General features: G+C 50.3%; 23 protein-coding genes and 2 pseudogenes. 8 read left to right on the top strand and 17 right to left on the bottom strand.

What is annotated here, in order from left to right; genetic code table 11:
• Positions 1-10 precede the first annotated feature (10 nt).
• The 7 genes and pseudogenes from NZ653_03365 to NZ653_03335 all read left to right on the top strand — a co-directional run bounded on the left by NZ653_03365 (position 11) and on the right by NZ653_03335 (position 5739).
• Entirely contained in the window at positions 11-1186 is a 1176-nt protein-coding gene (locus NZ653_03365) for a hypothetical protein (GenBank protein ID MCS7286162.1), read from the top strand.
• Positions 1187-1343: 157 nt separating this feature from the next.
• Entirely contained in the window at positions 1344-1553 is a 210-nt protein-coding gene (locus tag NZ653_03360; GenBank protein ID MCS7286161.1) for a hypothetical protein, read from the top strand.
• 76 nt (positions 1554-1629) lie between these two features.
• Positions 1630-1842: a hypothetical protein gene (locus NZ653_03355; protein MCS7286160.1), complete on the top strand. Its 213-nt coding sequence runs from the start codon at positions 1630-1632 to the stop codon at positions 1840-1842.
• Positions 1843-2055: 213 nt separating this feature from the next.
• Complete coding sequence (gene rpsT / locus NZ653_03350) at positions 2056-2334, top strand: 30S ribosomal protein S20 (GenBank protein MCS7286159.1); 279 nt, start codon at positions 2056-2058, stop codon at positions 2332-2334.
• Between the two features lie 64 nt (positions 2335-2398).
• A pseudogene (locus NZ653_03345) lies at positions 2399-3139 on the top strand (pyruvate, phosphate dikinase).
• A 1257-nt stretch (positions 3140-4396) separates the two neighbouring features.
• Positions 4397-4711 (top strand): annotated as a pseudogene (locus NZ653_03340) (PEP-utilizing enzyme).
• Between the two features lie 65 nt (positions 4712-4776).
• Positions 4777-5739 carry an NYN domain-containing protein gene (locus tag NZ653_03335; protein MCS7286158.1) on the top strand — a complete coding sequence of 321 codons (963 nt, stop codon included), beginning with the start codon at positions 4777-4779 and terminating at the stop codon, positions 5737-5739.
• Positions 5740-5773: 34 nt separating this feature from the next.
• Here the strand turns inward: NZ653_03335 and NZ653_03330 are convergent, their stop codons facing one another.
• The 13 genes from NZ653_03330 to NZ653_03270 all read right to left on the bottom strand — a co-directional run bounded on the left by NZ653_03330 (position 5774) and on the right by NZ653_03270 (position 17988).
• On the bottom strand, positions 5774-6919 hold the full coding sequence (locus tag NZ653_03330) for an acyl-CoA dehydrogenase (protein MCS7286157.1): 1146 nt from the start codon (positions 6917-6919) through the stop codon (positions 5774-5776).
• A gap of 14 nt (positions 6920-6933) precedes the next feature.
• Positions 6934-7386, bottom strand: coding sequence for a nucleoside-diphosphate kinase (gene ndk / locus NZ653_03325; GenBank protein ID MCS7286156.1), 453 nt, complete (start codon positions 7384-7386; stop codon positions 6934-6936).
• Positions 7387-7415: 29 nt separating this feature from the next.
• Entirely contained in the window at positions 7416-9290 is a 1875-nt protein-coding gene (locus tag NZ653_03320; GenBank protein MCS7286155.1) for a tetratricopeptide repeat protein, read from the bottom strand.
• Between the two features lie 16 nt (positions 9291-9306).
• Positions 9307-10386 (bottom strand): phospholipase D-like domain-containing protein, encoded by a 1080-nt coding sequence (locus NZ653_03315; GenBank protein MCS7286154.1) that lies wholly within the window; start codon positions 10384-10386, stop codon positions 9307-9309.
• Positions 10359-10733, bottom strand: coding sequence for a hypothetical protein (locus NZ653_03310; GenBank protein ID MCS7286153.1), 375 nt, complete (start codon positions 10731-10733; stop codon positions 10359-10361). Before NZ653_03310 ends, NZ653_03315 begins: the two co-directional genes overlap by 28 nt.
• A gap of 1 nt (position 10734) precedes the next feature.
• Positions 10735-11451, bottom strand: a complete 717-nt coding sequence (locus NZ653_03305) for an ABC transporter ATP-binding protein (GenBank protein ID MCS7286152.1) — start codon at positions 11449-11451, stop codon at positions 10735-10737.
• A 2-nt stretch (positions 11452-11453) separates the two neighbouring features.
• The gene (locus tag NZ653_03300) at positions 11454-12215 is read right to left on the bottom strand and encodes an ABC transporter ATP-binding protein (GenBank protein ID MCS7286151.1); all 762 of its coding nucleotides are present in this window, start codon (positions 12213-12215) and stop codon (positions 11454-11456) included.
• A 15-nt stretch (positions 12216-12230) separates the two neighbouring features.
• Positions 12231-13223 carry a branched-chain amino acid ABC transporter permease gene (locus tag NZ653_03295; protein ID MCS7286150.1) on the bottom strand — a complete coding sequence of 331 codons (993 nt, stop codon included), beginning with the start codon at positions 13221-13223 and terminating at the stop codon, positions 12231-12233.
• Between the two features lie 14 nt (positions 13224-13237).
• Positions 13238-14155: a branched-chain amino acid ABC transporter permease gene (locus tag NZ653_03290; protein ID MCS7286149.1), complete on the bottom strand. Its 918-nt coding sequence runs from the start codon at positions 14153-14155 to the stop codon at positions 13238-13240.
• Between the two features lie 110 nt (positions 14156-14265).
• On the bottom strand, positions 14266-15411 hold the full coding sequence (locus NZ653_03285; protein ID MCS7286148.1) for a branched-chain amino acid ABC transporter substrate-binding protein: 1146 nt from the start codon (positions 15409-15411) through the stop codon (positions 14266-14268).
• Between the two features lie 239 nt (positions 15412-15650).
• A complete protein-coding gene (locus tag NZ653_03280) occupies positions 15651-16382 on the bottom strand; it encodes a hypothetical protein (protein ID MCS7286147.1) in 732 nt (243 codons plus the stop codon).
• 5 nt (positions 16383-16387) lie between these two features.
• A complete protein-coding gene (locus NZ653_03275) occupies positions 16388-16627 on the bottom strand; it encodes a hypothetical protein (GenBank protein MCS7286146.1) in 240 nt (79 codons plus the stop codon).
• Between the two features lie 119 nt (positions 16628-16746).
• Complete coding sequence (locus NZ653_03270; protein MCS7286145.1) at positions 16747-17988, bottom strand: efflux RND transporter periplasmic adaptor subunit; 1242 nt, start codon at positions 17986-17988, stop codon at positions 16747-16749.
• A gap of 175 nt (positions 17989-18163) precedes the next feature.
• Here NZ653_03270 and NZ653_03265 point away from each other — a divergent pair, with 175 nt between their 5' ends.
• A complete protein-coding gene (locus tag NZ653_03265; GenBank protein ID MCS7286144.1) occupies positions 18164-18712 on the top strand; it encodes a hypothetical protein in 549 nt (182 codons plus the stop codon).
• Here NZ653_03265 and amaP read toward each other — a convergent pair.
• The 4 genes from amaP to NZ653_03245 all read right to left on the bottom strand — a co-directional run bounded on the left by amaP (position 18702) and on the right by NZ653_03245 (position 23018).
• Positions 18702-19256, bottom strand: a complete 555-nt coding sequence (gene amaP / locus NZ653_03260; protein ID MCS7286143.1) for an alkaline shock response membrane anchor protein AmaP — start codon at positions 19254-19256, stop codon at positions 18702-18704. The two genes, NZ653_03265 and amaP, sit on opposite strands and share 11 nt — an antisense overlap.
• A 120-nt stretch (positions 19257-19376) precedes the next feature.
• Positions 19377-20732: a GH1 family beta-glucosidase gene (locus NZ653_03255; GenBank protein MCS7286142.1), complete on the bottom strand. Its 1356-nt coding sequence runs from the start codon at positions 20730-20732 to the stop codon at positions 19377-19379.
• On the bottom strand, positions 20725-21837 hold the full coding sequence (locus NZ653_03250) for a glycosyltransferase (protein ID MCS7286141.1): 1113 nt from the start codon (positions 21835-21837) through the stop codon (positions 20725-20727). Before NZ653_03250 ends, NZ653_03255 begins: the two co-directional genes overlap by 8 nt.
• Complete coding sequence (locus NZ653_03245) at positions 21834-23018, bottom strand: glycine C-acetyltransferase (GenBank protein ID MCS7286140.1); 1185 nt, start codon at positions 23016-23018, stop codon at positions 21834-21836. The genes NZ653_03250 and NZ653_03245 overlap by 4 nt, the downstream gene beginning before the upstream one ends.
• Positions 23019-23078: the final 60 nt, after the last annotated feature.

Below are 23078 nucleotides of genomic sequence, written 5' to 3'. Positions count from 1 at the left end.
CAGGAGGATCTTGCTCCTATTAATCCTCTTCGTCGCCGTTGTGCTGGAGTGGGGATTGCTGATCTATTTAATTTCAAGAACTATGAGAGAAGCAGTGCCTGAAGTTCGGGGGCTTTCCCCCTTTTCTGCTCGTTTCCTTTCCCCGGGGGATGGGACGATAATCTTCCCGGGTCAGATTGTTACCGTGGAGGTGGAAAGCCCCCCTGTAGAGCTCACGGGAGCGGAATTGTGGGTTAACGGGCGCAAAATCCTGCCTTTGCCTAAATCCATGGCACGCTATCCCAGCCGCTGGCTTGTAACCTTTCTGTGGGAAGTTCCATCCCCTGGCACTTACACCATTGAAGCTTTTCTTACCGGAACAGAAGGTGAGACAGTTAAAACGCCTCCGTTAATCGTTGAAGTTATTCCCCCTTTATACCTCTGTTTTGCCTCCGATTCAGGAGGCAACTACGACCTTTACAGGATGAGAGCCGATGGCGCTGAGCTTGAGCTCCTCTTAAGCTCTCCCGCCGATGAGCGGGAACTCTCTCTGGCTCCTGGGGGAGCTATGGCTTTCGTAAAAGGGGAAGGTATCTGGCTAAAGGATCGCCAGGGCTTTAAATTCCTCACGCAGGGTAGGGAACCATCTTTTGACCCCCAAGGCCACCACATAGTTTTCAGGGCAAGCTTTGCTCAAGCCCAGGAACTTTTCATCTATAACTTGCAGGAAAGGACAATCCGTCAACTCACCTCGGGCAATACCTTTGCTGGACAACCTTCCTGGTCCCCCGATGGGGAGAAAATAGCTTTTGCTGCCCTCAAAGATGGAAACTGGGATGTCTTCGTAATCCAGAAGGATGGGACTGGTCTCTTGCGCCTCACAGATCACCCGGCCTATGACTGGCATCCAGCATGGTCCCCCGATGGCCAAAAATTAGCTTTCGTCTCATCCAGAGAGGGGTCACATCAACTTTACCTTATGAACCCTGATGGCAGTGGCCTTGAAAAGATCGCTCAGGTTCCCGGCGGGGCAGAGAAACCCGTCTTTTCGCCAGATGGGAGATTGCTGGCCTTCACCGCTTATGCTGGGGAGGGAAGAGGTTTTTCTGCTCGGGAAATTTACCTGTTATCCCTGAGCACCGGGAAATTCTGGAGAATAACCCATGACTCTTTTGATGAAACAGACCTGGTTTGGTGTTCGCCATAATGTAAACAGCCAGCCGGTGTCTTTCCGGCGGTGATTTTAAAACCTAAGCAAGGCCTGAGGCATTGTGCCTGCCTGTCGGAAAGGAGGTCAAAATGCAAAGGGCAAAATTTTTAATTTTCACTACCGTCGTTATGCTGGTATTTCTAACCCTCGCAGGATGTCGCTACCTGCCTGGACTGCCTTTAGTGCCAACACCTACGGCCACGTCAACACCCACTTTAACACCAACACCGACGCTCACACCCACAACGACGCCTACCTTTACACCTACGCCAAGCCCAACACCCACTCCAACGCCTTCACCAACCCCTACTTTTACTCCTACTCCAAAACCTACGCCTACTTTCACTCCCACACGAGTTCTTAAACCTTCACCTACGCCATCTCCCACCCCCGTTAGGCAGCTCGCTCCTGACAAAGGCTGCTACCTGATTCAGAACTTCATGGGAGTGGAATTGAGCTTTACTTTCACCAGAATAGGGAATCATTGGAACGAAACCATTAAAATTCAAGCCGGAGGCGAGTTCATCTACTGTCTTGACCCTGGCCGTTACACCTATACCATAGATGCTCCCCCACCCTGGGGTTCAGTCAGCGGTGAGTTGATAGTGAACCCTGGTGACCGCTACCGCTGGCCAGTTGCTGGGGAACATTAAGACCAGCTCCGCATCCTCTTACTGAACACCATCGTTAGAGATAATAAGGACAGGCCTGGCTCCTTCCCAGACCGGGTTAGATATAATTACATTCCGTCAAAATGGCGGCGAACAAAAAGCATTAAAAGCCTTGTGAATCCCCCGCTGGAACCGTAATTGGACAAAATTGGCAGGATAAGGTATTATATAAAAAAACCTTTGAGGAGGTGTGCTTTGCCCAATACCAGGTCAGCTGAGAAAGAACTCAGGAAGGCTCGAAAAAGACGTCTGCTAAACATGTATTACCGTTCCAGGGCCCGTACGTTCATTAAAAAAACGCGAAAACTCCTGGCTGAAGGAAAAATTGAAGAGGCAAAAGAGGTTCTGCGCCTTGCTATAAGTGCCCTGGACAAAGCAGCCGAAAAAGGAATCATCCACAAAAACAATGCAGCGCGCCGGAAATCTCGCCTGATGAAACTCTTCAACTCTTACCTTTCCAAAGCGGCCGCTTAATTTTACCATACTGAACCACAAAGCGCCCCGATGGCTGAGTCCTGAGGGGCTAATTTTTTGCTTTATGGAAGAAAAACCTCTAATTCTGAGTTTGGAAGATTCGGAAAGCCTGGACCCCTCCCTGGTGGGATTTAAAGCTTCCAATCTCGCCAGGGCTCTCAGGAAAGGCTTCTCCATCCCTCCAGGCTTTTGCCTCACTACCTCTGCCTCTCAGCTCCTGAAGGAAACCCAGGGCAAATTCCCGCCGACCTTCCGGAAAGAAATTGAAAAATTTCTCCGAAATCTTCCTCCAGGCAAGTTAGCTGTCCGTTCCTCCGCCACAATTGAAGATTCAACCCTGCTTTCTTTTGCCGGTCAGGCTTCTTCTTTCCTGAACGTTGAGCCTGAAAATCTGGAAGAAGCCATAGTAAATTGCCTGACTTCCCTGGATAGCCCCCGGGCTCTGGCCTATCGCTCCTTCCACAATCTACCTCCCGGCAAAATGGCCGTCTTAATTCAATGGATGGTTCCTGCCGAGAAAGCAGGAGTAGTTTTTACCCGTGATCCTGTTACAGGAGAAGAAATTGTAACAATTGAGGCTGTAAAAGGCTCTGGAGAAGCGCTCGTAAGCGGGTTGGCTCAACCGGAGCGCTACCGAATTAAAAAAGGAGAAGAACCTCAGGGGAAAGGAAAAGTCCTCTCGCCTCAAGAAGTGAAAGCAGTGGCGGCGATAGCTCTGGCCCTTGAAGAGCTCTTTGGCCACCCCCAGGATGTTGAGTGGTGCTACCACGAAGGAAAGTTCTTCCTCCTCCAAGTAAGACCCCTTACAGTGGAAAGCTCACTCCGGTATAGAGCCTGGCGCTTCTTTACTGAGCCTGGGGGAGAAGAGCTCTGGACCAGTGGTTTCTTCAACGAACGCTTTTCTGAGCCTTTATCCCCTCTGGGCTGGAGCATAATAAAGCCTTTGGTAGAAGAATTGGCCTTTCGCGACCCGCTGCGCTACATGGGGTTCCGTAATCCCGAAAAACTAAGGGTCACACGGCTCTACCTCGGCCGACCCTACGTAAACCTGGCCCTTTTTCAGATGTTATACAGACCATTCCCCGACTGGCTCTTACCAGAAGGAGCCAGAGGGTATTTCCCCAACAGAGACTCTAACCTTCGCAAAAGGGTCTCACTTCCCCTCCGGTTCCCCCTATCCTTACTCTGCCACTTCTTTCGGGATCCTATAAACTGGTCACCCTTGAACTGCATTTTGTGGAAACGGTACACCCTGTTTCACCGAAACGAGCTGGACTCCATGGACTTGGCTCTTAATACTACTCCCCCCGACAATTTGCTCCAGATATGGTCTCTGATGGAAAGGGCTCAAGCTTTGAACCGACGCCTCCTTTCTATTCACCGCTGGAGTCTCACCTGGGCTGATATAAGCTACGGCCTCCTTAAGCTTTTCCTGGGGCTCTGGCTCAGGCCTGACGAAGTTTCAGCGGCCGCATCTGCTCTTCTCTCCGATATAGGCACCAGGACGGCAGAAATGGGTCGCGCTCTTCAAAAAGCCCTGAACAGCGCCGACCGGGAAGAGGCGCTGAAGGAATTCATTAAAGTCTACGGACACCGCGCTTTCTCCCTGGATATTTACAGGCCTACTTTCGCCGAAGAGCCCGAGCAGATTTTCAAACTCGCTTCATCCACCTTCTGCCCCGCAAAAAGAATTTACCAGGCTCCCACCTTCAAGGACCCCGTGAGAAAAGCCCTTTTGAGCCTGCTTCTCTCGCTGGCCAGACCTTATGCCCTCTTGAGGGAAGAACAGCGCTTCTACTGGCAGGAAACCCTCGCTTTCATGCGTAGGGTAGCTCTGAAGGCTGGCAAAACTCTGGAAAAACAGGGTAAACTGCAGGAACATCAACTTATCTTCTTCTTTACCTGGGATGAATTGGAAGAGATTTGCTCTGGAGGCTCTATCCCCGTTGCTTTAGCCATGGCCAGACGAGCTGTTTTTGAAGAGCTGGAAAAAATAGACCCGGCAGTAGCTTACCCTCTTTTTCTCAAAGGAGATAGACCCCTTGAAGAGAAGACAAACTGGGAAGGGATAGCCGTAAGCCCAGGCATAGCTTCTGGCCCTGTCAGGATCGTCCTAACACCCTCCGCATTGGGTAAAGTTTCCCCTGGCGATATCTTGGTAGTAAGAGCAATAGACCCTGGCTGGACGGTGGTTTTCGGGCGGATAAAAGGGTTGATAATGGAAGTTGGAGGGCAACTATCCCACGGAGCAATTGTAGCCAGGGAATATAACATCCCCGCAGTAACGGGAATAAGAGGAGCTACCTCTGCCCTGAAAGATGGCCAGATCGTGGTGGTTGATGGCTACTCAGGCAAGGTGATCTTGAAGGAAAATTAAACTCCCCTCATTTTTGCCCCCCACTTCTCAAAAGGCTGTGTTAAAATTTAATCTGAGGAGGGAGAATGGGGGAAGGCCTGGTAGCCCTGTTTATAGATTACGAAAACCTGCTCCGCAGTGTGCAAGAGCAGTTCAACGGGCCTGTTCAGTGGTACAAAATCCTGAAAGTTGCTGAAAGATGGGGCCGGGTTGTCATTCGGCGGGCTTATGCGGATTGGAGCGCTTACGGTCAGTACCAAAAGGAACTTTCAGCCCTGGGTATTGAATTAATCCACGTCGGCGGGCGCAGCAAAAACGCTGCCGATATCCGGTTAACGATTGATGCAGTAAACCTCGTGGCAGCTGGGGAACTACCCCTAACCCACATCATACTGGCCACAGGTGACAGTGATTTCACCGAGCTAGCTCACTATTTGCACGGACGGGGGAAGATCGTCATCGGCCTGGGAGTAAGAGGGTGTAGTGGCGCTTCTCTCATCGCTGCCTGCGACGAGTTCGTTTATTACGATGACCTGTTGGAGGAAACATCCCCGCAATTCGTGCGAGGAGAAAGAGAGATAGATAGGTATATAAGGGCTCTGGCTCCAAAAGTTCGGATGACCGCTAACCCCCATCGCCCCTGGGTCATCCTGAATTTCTACAAATTGATGCGGCAGAACCCGGGGCTTTCCCTCAAAGCGCTCGAGGAAAAGCTTATAGAACATTACCAGGCCCGTCATCCAGAAGTACCTCTTTCTATTGTCAAAGAAGTTATCCACCAGTTGTTTCACACCTATTGCTTTGAGTTTACACCTCCTGGACGAGAAGGGCCTCAATGGTGGGATCGGGTTGTTTCCCTGAAAGAGGAGATCCATTCCGGCGGGGATCTGCTGAAGCACTGTGATCTGGGGTTGCTTCGGATTCTTTCCCGAAACCTGGGAGAACCCATCAAACCTTCCGTTGCGGCTGAACTCCTCTACGGCCGCGGCGATGACCTGCGCTTACTTCAATACATCCAGGATTTAATAAACAAACTCGGCCCGCACTGAAGAACCCCCTGGTAGAGGATGCCCGATTGCCAGATTAAAAGCTTTCCAAGAGGTATCGGGCTATCACAAGGCGTTGTATTTCGCTTGTCCCCTCGCCTATGGTGGTTAGCCTGGCATCACGGTAAAACCTTTCTACCGGGTAGTCCTTCGTGTACCCGTACCCACCATGGATCTGGATAGCTTTGTAGCATGCTCTCACTGCTGCTTCGGAAGCGAAGAGTTTAGCCATAGCAGCTTCTTTGGTGAAACGCTGCCCCTGCTCTTTGAGCCAGGCAGCTCTATATACAAGGAGCCTGGCTGCCTCTAATTCAGTGGCCATATCAGCAAGCATCCACTGGATGGCCTGGAATTCGGCAATAGGCTGCCCGAACTGAACCCTTTCCTTTGCGTATTTCACGGATGTCTCCAGAGCGGCCATTCCCAGACCCACAGCCATCGCCCCAATGCCAATCCTTCCTCCGTCGAGAGTAACGAGGAACTGTTTGTAGCCTTCCCCCTCTTTCCCAAGCAGGTTTTCCCTGGGAATGCGACAATCCTCAAAGATTAATTCAGAAGTTACAGAACCCCTGAGGCCCATCTTGTCTTCTTCCCTTCCGATGCGAAAGCCAGGGGTGCCCTTTTCCACTATAAAATTGGAAATCCCTCTTTTGCCCTTAGCTGGATCGGTAACCGCTGCTATCACGACTACATCGGCCACGGAGCCATTGGTGATAAAGATCTTCTGGCCGTTTATAATCCATTCGTCCCCGTCAAGGATTGCCCTGGTCTTGATGGCAGCGGCATCGCTTCCTGCTCCCGGTTCTGTGAGGCCAAAGGCCCCCAGCTTCTCTCCCTTGGCCATAGGAACGAGGTATTTTCTTTTTTGCTCCTCGGTTCCGAAGAGGTAAATAGCTCCGCAGGCCAGGGAGATGTGAGCCGAAAAGGTTATAGCTACCGAGCCTGAAGCTCTGGCAATTTCTTCCACTGCTATGGCGTAGGAAATGGTATCCCCGCCAGATCCACCATACTCTTCAGGAAAAGGCAAGCCCATGAGGCCGAGACGGGCCATTTTTTTAATGATATCCCACGGGAACTCACCTTTCTGATCTATTTCTTGAGCCCTGGGCATTATCTCCTTTTCTGCGAATTCCCGGATGCTTTTGCGGAAAATTTCCTGCTCTTCGCTAAAGGCAAAATCCATTTGCCGACCTCCTCCTAAGATTCAAAGATCCATCGATCCGTATCGCGATGGTAGGAAAGGATTTCAGAGGGGTGGAAGAAAAGCTCTATTTCTTTTTCAGCCGTTTCAGGGGAGTCCGAACCGTGGATAAGATTTCGGCCAATTTCTAAAGCGAAATCGGCCCGGATAGTGCCAGGGGAAGCATCAGCGGGGTTGGTGGTGCCCATGGTCTTTCTCACAATTTCTATGGCTCTGGGGCCTTCTACTACCATCACCACCACAGGGCCAGAGGTTATATAGTTTATTAGCTTTTCAAAGAAAGGCTTCCCTTCGTGGATAGCGTAGTGGCGGCGGGCTAATTCCTCGTCCATTTGAATCATTTTCATCGCCACTATTTTGAGGCCCCTGTTCTCCAGGCGAGAGATAATAACCCCTATTAAGCCTCTTTGGACTCCATCGGGCTTTATGATGATGAGGCTCCTTTCCATGGTTATTCCTCCTCTGAGGCTTTGGTGGATTAAGAGCGGAGAAGGGCTTTCCTGTAAAGCTCCAGAGCCCGGTCCAGCTGGCCTTTCTCCCGGTAAATATCCCCCAGAAGCTCAAATAGTGCCGGGATCTTCACGCCTCTTTCTAAGGCCTTTTCCAGTTCTCTGCTTATTTCTTCCCTATACTTTTTGTGCCGGAAAAGTTTCCTGTAATACCTCAATGCTTCTTCCCAATCTCCCTCCCGAGCCCGAGCTCTGGCAGTCTCAAGAAGCTCCTCAACCCCCATAGGTTTGACAACGGGAGGCCTCTCTACCTTTATTTCCTCCACAAGGGGCAATTCCTCTACCGCCGTTTCTGCTTCGGCAGCGAGGGCCATTTCTACTTCACCCTCCAGGAAGCTTTCTGCCAGGGGCTTGAGGCTCTCTATCCAGGAAGGAGGGATTTCTTCCTTTTCAAGCCCAGGAGGAACCTCTTCCACCGCTGGCAGAACGGGAAATTCTTCCTTTTCCGCTTCAGCAGGGGCAAGGACTTCCTCAGGCGGAGCTTTTTCTACTTCTGGCCACAATGGTTCCGGAACTTCCTCAGATGGAACTTCTTCGAGCCATGATGGGAGAGGGGCTTCTTCGGGAAATGCTTCCTCTTCAAACCAGGGAGGTATTTCCGCCGGAGTCTCCTTCAGTGGAACCTCTTCTTTAAGCCAGGAGGGGGGAGGGACTTCCTCAGGGGTTATCTCTTCTCTGAGCCACGGGGGCAGTTCTTCTGGAAATTCTGCTTCCCCTTCAGGCCAGAATAGCGCAGGAGCTTCTTCAGAGGGGACTTCTTCCAGGGATGGTTTTTCTGGAGCTAAAGCCTCTTCTTCAAGCCGCACCGGGGGAGGAACTTCTTCCCTAAGCCAAGGAGGAAGCTCTTCCAAAGGCACTTCTTCGGAAATTTCTTCCTCAAGCCAGGGAGGAAGTTCTACCCCCGCAGGAGCTGCTTCGCCTTCAAATCTGGAGGGAATTTCCTCCGGAGCCATTTCAACTTCAGGGCCAACCAGAAGCTCTTCTATTTCTTCCGGCTTCTCCAGTTGAAGAGGTGGTTCCTCCTCTGTCTCCAAGGCCTCTGCCCAGGCGGGGATTTTTCGCTCTATAGGGGTGATGATAAACTCAAACCTTGGCACTTTAATCTGGCGGGGCTGAAGGGGGCTGTCCCTGCCGAAAAGCTCCCAGGCTTTCCGGTTCAATGGGTCAAGGGCCTGAGCAAGCTCAAACTTTGCTCTGGCTTCGCCCGGATTTATGGAGCTCCAAATATAGCCCAGAATTAAATTGGCCTTGAGACAATAAGGCAAAACATCCAGGACTTCAAGGCAGGTCTGAGCCGCCTCCAGGCGTCTTCCCATCCGCCACAGAACTTCAGCCAGAGTCATGCGGAGGTCAATTCTATCGGGTTCTCTCTCAAGTGCCTCGTTCAAAGCCTGAGCGGCTTGCTCAAGGAGCCCGCTTCTAAAATAAGTGCGAGCAAGTCCAGCGAGGGTATAATGAGGAATAAGTTCGGTTACCCCCAACGCCCGATAAAGGGTTTCCAGCTCTTTCCTCAGTTCCTTGCGAGCTGGTTCCAGATCTATAGCCCTTTCCAAAAACCAAATAGCCTGCTCTATTTTATCCTCAGTTCTATAAACATCCACTAGGCCAACGTAAGCTATAAAGTCCTCCGGGTCAGCTCCTAATACCCTGAGGAACATATCAGCAGCGTTAGCCAGCTCGCCCTTTTCAAGATAAGCTTTTCCCAGAAGGCGATAGGCTTCGATGAATTTAGGGTAAAAGGAAAGAATATGGCGAGCGGCAGCGATGGCTTCGTCGCTCCTTCCCCTCCTTATGAGGGAATCAATTTCCTCACAGTAAGTTTCCAGATCAACTTCTTCAGGCATTTAGTTTCCCCCTGTTTTACCGCCTGGCAGCTGAGTATACTCGCTGGAATTCACCTACGAAAGCCTTAGCTATAGCCGGATCCTCCACGATGATGATGTTTTCATCGTTAAACTCATCGGCACTAACTGAAAAGTTAAAGGAGCCAGTGATAACGATTTTCTCGTCAATTATGAAAACCTTATGATGCATAAGGTAAGGGTTGCCATCCTGACGGACATCAATGCCGGCTTTAAGCAGGGCTCCAAATTCGCTGAACTTGGTTTCGGAACCTACCTTCTCAAATACCCCCTGAACCAGCACTCCCTCTTTTGCCTTTTCCCGCAACACCTTACCTATCCTGTCGTCGGTGAAAGAGAAAGCCATAAAATAGATCGAGGATTTAGCCAGTTGGAGTTTCTCGGCTATCCTTTTGCCAACCCCATCTTCTGGAGCGAAGTAATTTTCCACGGCAATACCGTTTATGATGAGATAGGGCATTGTGCCTCCCGCTTTGCGTTTGGGGCCAAACTCTTTCTCCTCAAACATCTTGTTGAAGACAACCGTATAATTGCGAGCAAGTTCTGGGGAGTAAATCAATATAGCATTGTTGTCATAGCGAGTGGTATCGTTCAAGGTAAAATTCCACGAACCAGTCCAGACAGCCCGGCCATCTACTACAACGAATTTATTGTGCATTATGCCTGAGGTATTTCCGCCTACTACCGGGATTCCGTGGCGTTTAAGTTCCAGAAAAGAGACCCTCTCTCTGGAATGTTCAAGGACATCGTCTATATCCGTAACAACGCGCACTTTAACCCCTTTTTGGGAGGCCTCTATGAGGGCTTTGACTATTCCTGGTAAGTCCAATTGGTAAACGGCCACATCGATTGAATGGTTGGCCGACTTTATGAGATCTTCAAGCCCTTTATCTATTGGCTCTGAGCCCGGTGCTGTAAAGTATACACGATACCAATTTCCAGTCCCCGGGGTGGGGGTGGGATGAACTGTCTCCTCCTGGGCTAGGGGGAAAAGAAAAAGCAAAAGTAAGACCGTCAGCAGGGCAATTGAGGCAAAAGCTAAATATATCCTTAGGAGACGCCTTCTCTTTTTTCCCATATTATCTCAGCCAATGAAGTAATCCACTCAATGACTTCCCTTGCGGAGAAAGGTCTGCCTTCATTGAGGTGTTTTTCCACAAGCCCCATAGCCAGGGCCAGCGTTGGGGAGCGGGTGTAAAGGAACATGTTGTTCAGAGAACTGATAAAGTTTTTCAATCTCTCCTTTTCCCAGCGGGCTACTTCTTCAATTTTTTCTTCCGGTGCCGTGAGAATTCTCTTTTCAAGCCAGCGGGTTGCCCAACCCAAAATCGCTTCTGCTTCGTAATCGGTGAAATTAGAGCGAAGCCTTTCGTCTTCCAGGAGGCTTTCAACAGTTTTGCGAAGAATTTCTTCCCTTGTGCTCATGTTACCTTTCCCCCAGATAAGCTTTTCGCACTCTTTCGTCCTGAACAAGTTCATGGGAAAAGCCGCTCAGGACTATTCGGCCTGTCTCTAGAACGTACGCTCTATGAGCAAGTTTAAGGGCAGCTTTAGCGTTTTGTTCCACCAGTAGGATGGTCACCCCCTGCCGGTTTATCTCCTTTATGGTTTCAAAGATAGCTTTGACTAACATGGGAGCGAGGCCCAGAGAAGGCTCGTCCAGAAGGAGCAGGCGCGGCTTGGACATAAGAGCCCTTCCTATGGCCAGCATTTGTTGCTCCCCACCGGAAAGTGTGCCAGCCAGTTGCTTTCTTCTCTCAGCCAGCCGGGGGAAAAGGGCGAAGACTCGCTCCTTGTTGGTCTCAATGGTCTTGCGGTCATTCCCGAGGCTATAAGCCCCCAGCATTAAGTTTTCCTCTACCGTTAGAGTTGGGAAGATTTTCCTCCCCTCAGGAGCGTGGGATATTCCCATGTGCACTATCTTATGAGCCGGGATCCTGTTGAGTTCGTGGCCATCAAAGATTATTTTGCCCTCCCTCGGTTTAATAAGCCCGGAAATGGTCTTCAGGGTGGTGGTCTTGCCTGCGCCATTGGCCCCTATAAGGGTTACGATTTCTCCTTCTTCCACCGTGAGTGATATACCTTTTAGGGCGTGAACGTTCCCGTAGTAGGTGTGCACGTTCTCCAAGACCAGTAGAGGCATCCTCACTCCTCCTTGCCCAGGTAAGCTTCAATCACCCGTGGGTTGTTCTGGATTTCTTCAGGGGCACCTTCAGCTATCTTGTAGCCGTTATCGAGAACTATTATCCGCTCCGAAATACCCATAACTACTTTCATATCGTGCTCGATGAGGAATATGGTGATGCCTTTGTCCTTCAGCTGGGTTATAGTCTCCATGAGCTCCGTTGTCTCCTGTTCGTTGAGGCCCGCAGCAGGCTCGTCCAGCATGAGAATTCTGGGGTTTGTGGCCAGGGCACGAGCTATCTCCAACCGTTTCTGAAGGCCGTAGGGGAGGTTCTTAGCCAGTTCAAATTCTAATCCTCCAAGCCCCATGAAATGGATGTATTCCAGAGCTTTTTCCCGTATAAAGCGTTCTTCCTCACGCTGGGCTCTCGTTTGGAAGAGGGAAGACCAGAGACCGGCCTTGGTCCGACAGTGCAATCCAGCCATTACGTTTTCCAGGACTGTAAGGTTTGGGAATAGCCTTATGGTCTGGAAAGTTCTGGCTATCCCCAATTCAGTTATTTGGTGAGGGCGAAGGCCTATTAGGCTTCGGCCGTTGAAGCGAATTTCCCCTCTGTCAGGTGGGAAGATGCCGGTGATGAGGTTGAAGACGGTGGTTTTGCCTGCACCGTTGGGGCCTATCATGCTCAGGATCTCTCCCTCGTTAACGTGAAAGCTCAAATCGTTTACAGCTATTAGCCCACCGAAACTTTTAGTCAGATTTTTCACTTCAAGGAGAACCATTTCCACCTCCAGGCGTCAGGAAGAAGTAGGTTCTTCTCGGCGCAATTCAAGGCGGTAGCGGCGGTGAGGCCAGAGCCCTTCAGGACGGAAAATCATCATTATCACCATAGCAATTCCAAACACAAGGAGCCGCCACTCCAGTATAGCCGAAAGAACATGCCTTAAAATTTCAGGGAGCACAATCATTCCCAGGGTTCCCACAAAAACACCAGGGATGGAACCGGTCCCTCCCAGAACTACTATGCAGAACATTACCACCGAGTTCCAGAAGCTGAAGGTTTCAGGTGCGATCACGGTATATCGGCTGGCGTAAATGTTCCCGGCGACTCCAGCCCAGGCTGCGCCTATAGCGAAGGCCAGAAGCTTGACTTTCACCGTGTCAATGCCCATGGCTTCAGCGGCCATTTCGTCTTCCCTAACATAGTTCCAGGCTCGCCCTAACCTTGAATTTTCAAGCCTCTGCATCGCTAATATGGTAATGAGCACGAAGAAAAGCACGTAATAGTAATAATCGGTTGGGGTGTTTATCTCCAGCCCCAGGATGGAAGGCCTTGCAATTCCTCTTAAACCATTGACTCCGCCGGTGATCTTGAAGGGGTCATTGTAGAGGAAAAGCCGCACAATCTCCCCGAAACCTATGGTCACTATGCAGAGGTAATCGCCCCTCAGGTGGAGGATGGGTTTGGAGATAATGATGGCAAAGAAGGCAGCCACGAGGGCGCTTATGGGCAGGCATACCAGAATGGGGACCTTTAGGTAAATATTCAGGATAGCGGTGGTGTATGCCCCTACTGCCCAAAAAGCCGCATGGCCGAGCTGAAAAAGTCCAGCATATCCCACAATTATGTTGAGGCTAAGCCCTAGGATCACCCATATCCCAAACAATACCCAGGTGGAAATCCAGTAATCGTTTCTGACCACCAAGGGGAAAAGGAGAACTATAGCTAAAAGTGCCCCGTAGAGGACACGACGGTCCAGGTTTTTGAAGTAAGTAAACAAAGCTTTCATCCTTTCACCCCTTCTTAAAGTTTCTCCGCCACCCTCTCACCAAGGATACCCCTTGGACGGACTATAAGTATGAGGATTAATATCAAGAAGACGATAGCTTCTTTCCAGGCACCTCCCTGGGGTATGAAGCCGGCTACCAAGGTTTCAAAGATCCCCAGGAGCATTCCTCCTAACATAGCGCCCGGGATATTGCCAATTCCGCCCAGTATAGCGGCGGTGAAAGCTTTGAGACCATAGCCCCACCCCAGGGTGAAGTTTATGCGTCCGTAATACAAGCCTACCATTATCCCGCCGGCTGCTCCGAGCGCTGGACCTATTATAAAGATAATCCTTACTATAGTGTCAACATCGATCCCCATGAGCCTGGCAACATCATGATCCAGGGCTGTCGCCCTCACAGCAGTTCCAAGTCTGGTGTAGTGGATAAAATAATAAAGCAGAACCATTAAGATTAACGAAAGTAAAAGGACAAAGACCTGGAGCAAACTGATTTGAAAGCCCCCTATTTGCCAATAAATGGCTGGGATTATACCTCTGGGATAGACCCTATAGCGGGGGCCGTATATAAGCATAACAGCATTCTGGAGGGCTATGGATACCCCCAGAGCCGAGACCAGGGGGGCAAGCCTACCGGCCCGGCGCAGAGGACGATAAGCTACCCTTTCAATTCCTACCCCAAGCCCAGCTACCAATACCATAACAATAATGAAGATCCCTGCGAGAGCCCAAAGAATAGTCTGGTTCCCCAATCCGGCCCCGATGAGCATGGAGATAATGGTCAGGCCAAGGTATGAGCCTGTCATGAAGAGATCACCGTGAGCGAAATTTATCAGTTTGAGAACCCCATAGACCATGGTGTAACCGAGGGCGATGAGGGCGTAGAAGGAACCTATGGTAATCCCATTGATCAGTTGCTGAAGAAATATGTCCATCTCCCCTCCCGACTTAAAATCTTTTAAAAGGGGGGAGAAAGCTCTCCCCCCTTTGTAATTTGTTGCGTTGCTAACTTAAGGGGAGGGTTTAAGCCCTCCCCTTAGTGTATTTATTCGTAAGGCACAAACTTGCCGTCTTTGATGACGTAGAACTTGTGAATGGTGCCAAGGCGATCGCCTTTTTCGTCAAAGCCGATGATAGGGCCAGTGAGGCCAGGGTAGTTCTTGAATTGGGTGTGGAGGTATTCGGCCATCTTGTTGGTGTCAGTGGAGTTGGTGGCCTTTATGGCTTCCACAATGACCTTGAAGGCGTCGCCGGCCATCACCCACCATATGCTGGCAGGCTCTTCCCCGTATTCCTTCTTGAAGTCTTCAATGAATTTCTTAGCTTCAGGATAGGGGAGATCTCCGGGCAGGGGTTCGGTGCTTACCAGAACGCCTTCAGCTGCTTCCTTGCCCGCAATTTCAATGAATTCGGGGTTATTGCAGGCGTTCCCAGCGGTGAACTGAATCTTGGGGAAGACACCCTGCTCATAACCTTGCTTAAGAAGGAGGCCACCATCGGGGTGGTAACCGGTGAAGTAGACCACATCGGGGGCAGCAGCTTTGATCTTAGTCAGCATGGGGGTGAAGTCCTGCTCGCCCTGGGTTATAGCGTCAAAGAGGACTGTAGTCCCTCCCCTTTCCTCGTAATACTTCTTAGCCCACTCTGCCAGGCCTTTGGCGTAAGTGGAGTTATCGTGGATGAAGGCGGCTTTCTTCCAGCCTTTCTTGATGAAGAACTCAGCAGCGAAGAGGCCCTGCTTGTCATCCAAGAAGCAAGTGCGGAAGAATTGTTTATACCCTTTCTCCGTCAGAACAGTGGCGGTGGAAGAAGGAGTGATTTGGAGGATGTTCTTTTCGTTAAGGACTTTGGAGAGGGGCTCAGTGCAGGTGGAGGCGTAGCTTCCAATTACTGCTACCACCTTCTCGGCAGCCAGCTTGTCGCCGCAGAGGGCAGCTTCGCTGGCTTCGCCTTTGTCATCGCAGGGGACAATCTCGATCTTCCGGCCGCCTAGAAGGCCTCCTTGCTCGTTTACCTGTTTGGCAAGGAGTTTAATGACCTTAAGCATTCCCTCGCCTTCGTAAGCCCATTTGCCGGTAATAGGACCAACGAAACCGATCTTAATGGGCTCAACAGGCCTGGGCTTGCATGCGGAGAGGACCATAGCGAGGGCAAGGACCAGCGCTAAGACTATAGTCAGCTTTTTACCCATGGCTTTCCTCCTTAAAAGGTTTTAGCCACGCCGTGGCGGATTCTTGTTTTTAAATTATAGCATAACTAAGCAAATGAAGCAAAATATCACCCATATGGCCTGATGAGTTGGCGATCTACTTTTTATGCCCCACCCTCGCAACCCCATATTTTGTCATTATCCATTTATGAAAAGGTAACCATTTTTGCGTCAATATATAACTTCCTGAGATGGAATTGGGGAATCTTTTAGCGGTCTGGTTACTTTTCAGCAGTGGAAGCGATAAGCCATTGGATTTCATCTCTTAGGGATTTTTCGTAATTGGGGTCAAACTTCATGGCTTCTTCCACCTGAGAGAGGAGGTGCTCTACGCTTTCAGCCCCTCCAGTGTATTCCCTGAGCAATAGATACAAGCCAAAGCAGAAGTCCACAAGGTTTACTTTTCCTGTTTTAAGTCTGGCTAAAATGGCCTCAGCTTCTTCGCGATCCTCAATTTCCAGTTGAGGCATGAGGAGTTTAATGGCTCCGATGAAAACCTGAGGTTTATCTCTGTAGCGGTGAAAAGCTTTCAGGAAATCATCACGCATTTTCCTTCGCAAGCGCATATCGTGGTGCCGAAGCAAGTACTGAGCTACTGTGCTGTAAATACCATCAAACCCAATTCCTACAGTTTGCCCTCTCACGGTTATATCTAAAAAGCTGGTTCTCGCTATAAGCAGGTAACCCAAACCGGCTACAATTGCTCGCACCAGGGGATTCTCCAGCGGTAGGAGCAACTCGCTTCGCACTAAAATGTTGCCTATATAGGGCAATGACCAGTACACAAGAGCGCAAAAGAGAGCATTAAGGAGGGCAAAATAAAGATAATAGGGGGAGAAAAAAATTTCACGGAAGCTTCGGGCTTGATATTTGCTCAAAAGCTCCATTGAGCTTGCTACAACAGCGATGATGATGGCTATCAGAGCACTCAATAAAGTTTCAATATCCGGCATTGTGGCTACTCATTTAGTTCTATGAGGTCCATAGCCTCCAGTAGTTCTATCTCTGTGTTCTGGTCAGGGTTGGCCATTATTCTTTCTATTTTGACGATGCCCCGTTCCTTAAGGGTGATTATTGCCTCTTGGATCACGCCGTAGGGCAAGCGAGTTGAAAGGACCAGTTCGGCTATGGACTGCTTCCCCTGTTGTTTAAGGCTGGTGACCACTCTGCTAAGCACTTCTTTCCGGGAATATTCCATAATTTTCTCACCTCCACAGGTATTATAGCACTTACGGGATAAGAAAGCAAGAAGAGGATATCAGGTTGTTCGCAGGTGTGGTCGCCAGGGATAGCAGGTTGTGCCCCTTTCATGCGGTTTTACCTCCGAATAATGGCCTCGGCATACATTCCAGGTTTGAGTTTATGGTCGGGGTTGGGGAGCTTAACCTGAACCCTGAAAACCTGGGTGATTCTTTCCTCTTTCGTTTGAACTGAACGAGGGGTAAATTCGGCTTCGGGGGAGATGTAAACAATTTGGCCCTTGAAAACTTCTCCGGGGAAGGAATCAACCCTAACTTCTACTTCCTGTCCCAGTTGCATAAGCCCCAGTTTGGCAAGGGGTATGTAGAGGGTGAGCTCTACTTCGTCCAAAGAGGCAATGGTAATGAATGGTTTGCCCGGTAGGAGGTTTTCTCCAGGCTTTACGGCGCATTCGGACACAAAACCCGAGGCCGGGGCATGTATGGTGTGTTTGGTTAGAAAATAGCGGGCTATTTCCAGCGCAGCTTCGGCCTGTTTTACGGCAGCATGGGCAAGCTCTATTTCTTCAGGTCTTGCTCCAGCTCTGGCTTTCTCCAGCTCCGCCTGAGCTGAAAGGAGGTGAGCTTCCGCCTGTCTGTATTCCCCTTCAGCTTGTAGGGCTTTAAGGAGGTAAGGGTAGGGGTTTGATTTTTTATCTTCCAGGTCTTTTAGTTCGATTTCAACGGCCAATTTTTTGGCTTTAGCGGCCTCTAAAGCCGCCTTTGCTGCTTCCACCTGGTAAGAATAAGAAGTGTAGAGGACTTTGCCCTGGGCAGAACCATCGCCCTGGTAGCGGTCGCGCATGATTTGGGCCATACGGAGTTGAACCTCGGCTTTTCTGATTTCCCCCTCAGCGGTTATAAGCTCTGCTTTGGTTTTTTCTATTTCAACTTCTAGCTCCTGCAGCGATTTTAGGGCCGCTGAGGCATCCTCCCATGCTCGTCGGGCAGCATCCCTCCGAGCAATAGCTTGCTGGAGGGCAGCTTCAGCTAAGTCCAGTTCCTCGGTGGTTGCACCCCTTTGGACTTTCTCAAGGTGTGCTCTGGCCTCTTTGAGAACAGCCTCAGCTTCTGCCACCTTCTGCCTTGCCTCGGAGTCATCTAACCGTATAAGGAGATTTCCTTTCCGAATTTCATCCCCTTCCTCAACTGCTACCTCCACCACTTTGCCTCCTATTTCCGAAGCCACGGATATCTCTGTAGCTTCAATAGTGCCTGAAGCTTCCAGTAAATCCCCTCTTGCTTTTGGAAATTGAGCGCAGGCGGCAGTGAAGGTTAGGGCAGCAAGGATAAGTAACCAGGACTTTAAAGCTCTACCCATCTCTTTCTCCTCAAGATTAGAATCCCAGTTCATTATAAATAATCAGAGTTATCTTGCCAAAGAGAGCAGAACGGGATTAAAGGAGCTCTCCGGAGGCCACTTGCAGGTAAGGCTTGCGTTAGAGGGGCTGAAAAGGTGGTATAATATACTTAACCTTGGGCGAGGAGGTTAAGGGATGCGCAGGTTACTATTGGTCTTGAGCGTGCTGGTGATCATCGCCTTTTTTCTTTCCGGCTGTGCCGCAGGCCGCCCGAAGCAGGAACTCCCATCACGCCCGGTGGAAATATCAAGGGAGCTTGCTGATAGAGCCTGGGGGAAAATAAATAAAGCTCAGCAACAAGAGTCTTTTCACCTCACCTTTACCGAATCTGAGCTCACATCTTTGCTGGTTTTCACGCTGGAGGAAAGGCTTAAAGAACATCCTCTCAGGGACCCAAGGATCTGGATAGAGCGGAATAAGGTGATCTTTGTCGCCACTCTTGTGAACTTAGCTCCGGTTGCCCTGAATCTGGTGGTGGAATTTCAGCTTTATGTGCAAGATGGAACGGCAAAAGTTCAATTCACCAGGGCGCTTATCAACAACAGGCCTTTGCCTGCGGTTACCTTGAGGACCGTTTCGCGCATCGTTTCGGAAACCCTTGCCGAGGCAAAGCTGATGGTTTACTTTGAAGAAATAAGGCTTGACCCAGGTGTTATTACTGTCAAAGGGCGAACTACTTTTTGACGGTAATCGGTGATTTTATGTGCTTAACTTTTAACTGAAAATGAGTCAGCTTTACCCCGATTTCTCCTTCCACCAGCCTCTTGACCGCTTCTAAGATTTCGGCGCTTTTTTCGGGCACATTTACTTCAGGGGTTGTGGTGATATTGAGGGTAACATCCACCCCAGGTCCTTTTCTTTTGATTACTGGCTTTACATCCACCACACTGGGTATCTGAGCTACTGTCTGCTGGATCCTGCCGGCGATAGAGCCAAGCTCCAGAAGAACTTCCCCTCTATCAGCCCTGCTTACTCTGACCACGCCGGGCTTTGAGGGGCGAAGTTCCAGGATGAGCAGGAGAAAGCAGAGGATAAAGCTCAGCACCGCCAGAGCTATTCCGCCGCTGAGCCTCACGAAGGGTTGGATTTTTTCCAGAGCATGTTCGAGGTTTGTGAGGGCGCTGTTTAGGTTAGCGATCAGTTCGCGGGGGAAGAGGAAGAAAGCGGGCAGGAGTACGAGGTTTATCAGCAGGAAAATGACTACTACAATGCGGTTGAAGGTGTTCATAATCCAATACCTCCCTGAAGGTTTTGCAAGAAAAATTATAATATTCCCTTATTACCAGGCAAAACCCCTCTGGCCCTGGCGCAAATTTATTTTAAGGCTGGCCCCTTTCGTGAAATCAGATTATTCCAGAGCCAGGCCGTTCTCTTTTATAACTTTAGAATACCACCACCCGCTCTCTTTGATGATACGTTTCTGGGTCGGATAATCCACGTAAACCAGGCCGAACCTCATGCTGTACCCGTGAGTCCATTCAAAGTTATCCAGGAGAGACCAGACAAAGTATCCCCTCACGGGTGCTCCTTCGGCTATGGCTTTGTGAAGATAAAGGAGGTGGTTCCGAAGGTAACGGATTCTCCTTTCATCCCTCACTTTGCCGTCAAAGTCTACCCCATCGGGAACAGGGACACCGTTTTCCGTCAGGAAGATGGAAGCAGGCTTGTAGTCCTTCCAAACCCTTATGACAATTTCGTAAATTCCGGGGGGGTAGATTTCCCACATCTGGGAATATTCGTTCCCTTCGGGGTGAATTTGAGAGGCCTGAAGGAGGGGAAATTCAGGGTCAAAGCGAGCCACTGTGCGGGTGTAGTAGTTTATGCCGATAAAATCAATTGGAGTAGCTATGGTTTCCATGTCGCCTGGGTGGATTTCGGGGAGGAAGAAGCCGAAGAGTTCCAACATATCTTCGGGATATTTTCCTAAGAAAACGGGGTCCAGGAACATGCGGTTTATAATGCCATCGAACCTCTTAGCTGCGAGGGCGTCTTCTTCTGAAGGAGAAGCCGGATGAACAGGATGCAAGTTCAGGACGATTCCGATTTCGGGTTTACGGGAGGCAGAGGCCCTGATGGCCTGAGCTGCGAGGCCATGGGAAAGGAGAAGGTGATGGGCAGCTCCAAAAGCGGCGGAAGGATCCTGTACACCCGGGGCATGGTCGCCGGTGAAGTGGCCAATGACGGCTGCCACAAAAGGCTCATTGTGAGTAATCCAGAAAGAGACCCTGTCTCCAAGCTCATTGGCCACTGTTTCGGCGTAATGGGCAAAGGCGTATGCAGTATCCCGATTGGGCCACCCGCCTTTATCCTGCAAAGCCTGGGGGAGGTCCCAGTGGTAGAGGGTAACAAAGGGCTCGATCCCGTGGGCCAGGAGTTTGTCTACGAGGCGGTTGTAAAAATCAAGTCCCTTCCGATTAATTTCCCCCACTCCTTCAGGGAATATGCGGGTCCAGGCTATGGAAAAGCGGTAAGCTTTCAGGCCCAACTCGGTCATTATTTTTACGTCCTCTTCCCATCGGTGATAGTGATCGGCGGCCACATCGCCTGTGTCTCCCCCCCGGATTTTACCGGGTATATGGCAGAAGGTATCCCAGATGGAAGGGCCTTTGCCGTCTTCGTTCCAGGCTCCCTCAATCTGGTAGGCCGATGTGGCTGCTCCCCAGATAAAACCTTCAGGAAAGCGCAAGAAGGTTTCGTTAGACATAGGTGCCTCCTTTTATGGAATCTACGGCGAATCGCACAAAAAGCTGCATTTTTCTCTTAAAGTTTTTGACATCAAAGCGTTTGACGCTTTCCCTTATGATTGGAGGGTCAAATTCTGTCGCTCGCCTTTCAAATTCCAGGACAGTTTCAGCCAGGGCTTCCGGGGTTTGCGAGCGGAAAAATAGACCGGTTTTTCCCTCCAAGATGGTCTCCAGGGCTCCGCCGGCAGCGTAGGCGATGACAGGCCTGCCAGAGGCCTGGGCCTCCAGAGGGGCTATTCCAAAATCCTCACGACCAGGGAAAATAAGGGCTTTACAGCGGGCGTAAAGCTGAGCAAGCTCTTCTCCTGGGACTCTTCCCAGGAACCGGATTGTAGGCCCAGCTTTTTTCTCCAGGGAGGCTCTTGCTCTCCCTTCTCCTACAATGATGAGGGGACGCTTCAGGAGGTTGAAGGCTTCCACCGCTATATCTATGCGTTTGTAAGGGACAAGCCTTGAAACTATGAGGTAGTAATCGTCCTGTTCAGAGGAAAGGTGAAAACGCGAGGTGTAGACCGGGGGATAGATTATCTCGCTGGTCCTCTGGTAAAATTTACGGATTCGTTTCTTCACTTCCCTAGATATGGCTATGAAAAAATCAACCCGGTCAGCAGCCAGCCTATCCCACTGGCGAAGGAAGAAGAGGAACAGAGGAAGTAGCTTCTTGGCTAACGGGCCGATGTCTTCCATTTTAACGTATTCGTGGAAATCCCATACGAAGCGGGTGGGGGTAAGGCAATAGCAGATGTGCACCGTATCAGGGCCTGTTATCACTCCATGGCAAAAGCCGCTTTTGTTGGAAATTACCAGGTCGTATTGCGTGAGGTTGAAACCTTCAAAGGCGAGGGGATAGAGAGGGAGAAAGGGCTGGTGATGGGTTTTGACAAAGGGGAGTTTATCCATAAAGGATGTGTGGATTTCCCATTGCCGGTAAAAAGGTGGCATGGCTTTTGGATTGTAAATAGAGGTATAAATGGGGGCATCAGGGAAGAGCTCCTTTAGGGCCTCTAAGACAAGTTCGGCCCCCCCGTACTGATTGAGCCAATCGTGGACTATGGCAACCTTCATATTACGCCTAATTCTTTGCCCACCCTAGCAAAGGCTTCTAGGCCTTTGTCCAAATCCTCCCGGGAATGGGTGGCGGAAATCATAACTCTTATGCGGGCTTTGCCCTTAGGAACTGTAGGATAGCCGATAGCCTGGGCAAAAACTCCATTTTCAAAGAGTCGGCGGGAGAATTCTTGAGCCAGAGGCGCTTCTCCCAACATAACGGGTGTTATCGGAGTTACGCTCTGGCCGATATCAAATCCAAGACGACGCATTTCGGCTTTGAAGTAACGGGTGTTTTCCCAAAGTTTATCTACAAGTTCGGTGGATTCTTCCAGAATTTCAACAGCGGCGATGCAGGCTGCCACATCAGCAGGGGTCATAGCGCTGGAGAAGAGGAAAGGCCTCCCTCTCTGGCGAAGCCACTCTACTACTTTTTCTTTCCCCGCTACATATCCCCCCACCACGCCAAAAGCTTTGGATAGGGTCCCAATTTCCACATCAACCCGCCCATGCAAGCCGAAGTGGTCTACGATGCCTCTCCCACCCCGGCCCAGGACTCCTTCACCATGGGCATCATCTACCATGGTCATGAGGTTGTATTTTTCAGCTATTTCTACGATTTCCGGCAGCGGGGCAATGTCTCCATCCATGGAGAAGACCCCATCGGTTATGATTATCCCGCGGCGATATTTCCCTGCTTCCTGGCGAATTTTAGCCTCCAGATCAGCCGGGTCGCAGTGGTTGTAGCGGACAATTTTAGCCCTCGAAAGGCGGCATCCGTCTATAATGGAGGCGTGGTTAAGTTCGTCGGAGAAGATTACATCCCCCTCTCCCACCAGAGCGGGTATTGTGGCGAGGTTAGCTTTGAAGCCTGACTGGAAAGATATAGCGCTCTCGGCTCCTTTGAACCGGGCCAGTTTTTCTTCCAATTCCAGGTGGAGGGACATGGTCCCGGCGATGGTGCGCACGGCTGCGGGACCAACGCCCCATTCTTCGAGGGCTTTGCGGGCTGCTTCTTTAAGCCTGGGATGATTGGCCAATCCCAGATAGTTGTTGGAACAAAAGTTGAGGACTTTCTTTCCGTCAACGGTAAGCCAGGCCCCCTGAGGTGATTGAATTGTGCGGATGTTTATGTAAAGGCCCTGTTCCTTAAGGGCCTTTATCTCTTCATCGATCCAGGCAAGTCTATCTTCTCCCATAGTCGCCTCCTGATTTGTTAAATTACAAAGCCGCCGAAGTTTGCAAGAGCGGCACGCATG

It is taken from the genome of Anaerolineae bacterium (genome assembly GCA_025062375.1).
Taxonomy (GTDB): domain Bacteria; phylum Chloroflexota; class Anaerolineae; order SpSt-600; family SpSt-600; genus SpSt-600.
This window is presented reverse-complemented; position numbering and strand designations above follow the sequence as displayed.

What these genes read in the sequence shown, in the direction of transcription:
- NZ653_03360 (MCS7286161.1), top strand. Translation starts at nt 1,344, where the DNA reads ATGTCGCTACCTGCCTGGACTGCCTTTAGTGCCAACACCTACGGCCAC.
- NZ653_03355 (MCS7286160.1), top strand. Translation starts at nt 1,630, where the DNA reads ATGGGAGTGGAATTGAGCTTTACTTTCACCAGAATAGGGAATCATTGG.
- NZ653_03335 (MCS7286158.1), top strand. Translation starts at nt 4,777, where the DNA reads ATGGGGGAAGGCCTGGTAGCCCTGTTTATAGATTACGAAAACCTGCTC.
- NZ653_03330 (MCS7286157.1), bottom strand. Translation starts at nt 6,919, where the DNA reads ATGGATTTTGCCTTTAGCGAAGAGCAGGAAATTTTCCGCAAAAGCATC.
- ndk (MCS7286156.1), bottom strand. Translation starts at nt 7,386, where the DNA reads ATGGAAAGGAGCCTCATCATCATAAAGCCCGATGGAGTCCAAAGAGGC.
- NZ653_03320 (MCS7286155.1), bottom strand. Translation starts at nt 9,290, where the DNA reads ATGCCTGAAGAAGTTGATCTGGAAACTTACTGTGAGGAAATTGATTCC.
- NZ653_03315 (MCS7286154.1), bottom strand. Translation starts at nt 10,386, where the DNA reads ATGGGAAAAAAGAGAAGGCGTCTCCTAAGGATATATTTAGCTTTTGCC.
- NZ653_03310 (MCS7286153.1), bottom strand. Translation starts at nt 10,733, where the DNA reads ATGAGCACAAGGGAAGAAATTCTTCGCAAAACTGTTGAAAGCCTCCTG.
- NZ653_03305 (MCS7286152.1), bottom strand. Translation starts at nt 11,451, where the DNA reads ATGCCTCTACTGGTCTTGGAGAACGTGCACACCTACTACGGGAACGTT.
- NZ653_03300 (MCS7286151.1), bottom strand. Translation starts at nt 12,215, where the DNA reads ATGGTTCTCCTTGAAGTGAAAAATCTGACTAAAAGTTTCGGTGGGCTA.
- NZ653_03295 (MCS7286150.1), bottom strand. Translation starts at nt 13,223, where the DNA reads ATGAAAGCTTTGTTTACTTACTTCAAAAACCTGGACCGTCGTGTCCTC.
- NZ653_03290 (MCS7286149.1), bottom strand. Translation starts at nt 14,155, where the DNA reads ATGGACATATTTCTTCAGCAACTGATCAATGGGATTACCATAGGTTCC.
- NZ653_03285 (MCS7286148.1), bottom strand. Translation starts at nt 15,411, where the DNA reads ATGGGTAAAAAGCTGACTATAGTCTTAGCGCTGGTCCTTGCCCTCGCT.
- NZ653_03280 (MCS7286147.1), bottom strand. Translation starts at nt 16,382, where the DNA reads ATGCCGGATATTGAAACTTTATTGAGTGCTCTGATAGCCATCATCATC.
- NZ653_03275 (MCS7286146.1), bottom strand. Translation starts at nt 16,627, where the DNA reads ATGGAATATTCCCGGAAAGAAGTGCTTAGCAGAGTGGTCACCAGCCTT.
- NZ653_03270 (MCS7286145.1), bottom strand. Translation starts at nt 17,988, where the DNA reads ATGGGTAGAGCTTTAAAGTCCTGGTTACTTATCCTTGCTGCCCTAACC.
- NZ653_03265 (MCS7286144.1), top strand. Translation starts at nt 18,164, where the DNA reads ATGCGCAGGTTACTATTGGTCTTGAGCGTGCTGGTGATCATCGCCTTT.
- amaP (MCS7286143.1), bottom strand. Translation starts at nt 19,256, where the DNA reads ATGAACACCTTCAACCGCATTGTAGTAGTCATTTTCCTGCTGATAAAC.
- NZ653_03255 (MCS7286142.1), bottom strand. Translation starts at nt 20,732, where the DNA reads ATGTCTAACGAAACCTTCTTGCGCTTTCCTGAAGGTTTTATCTGGGGA.
- NZ653_03250 (MCS7286141.1), bottom strand. Translation starts at nt 21,837, where the DNA reads ATGAAGGTTGCCATAGTCCACGATTGGCTCAATCAGTACGGGGGGGCC.
- NZ653_03245 (MCS7286140.1), bottom strand. Translation starts at nt 23,018, where the DNA reads ATGGGAGAAGATAGACTTGCCTGGATCGATGAAGAGATAAAGGCCCTT.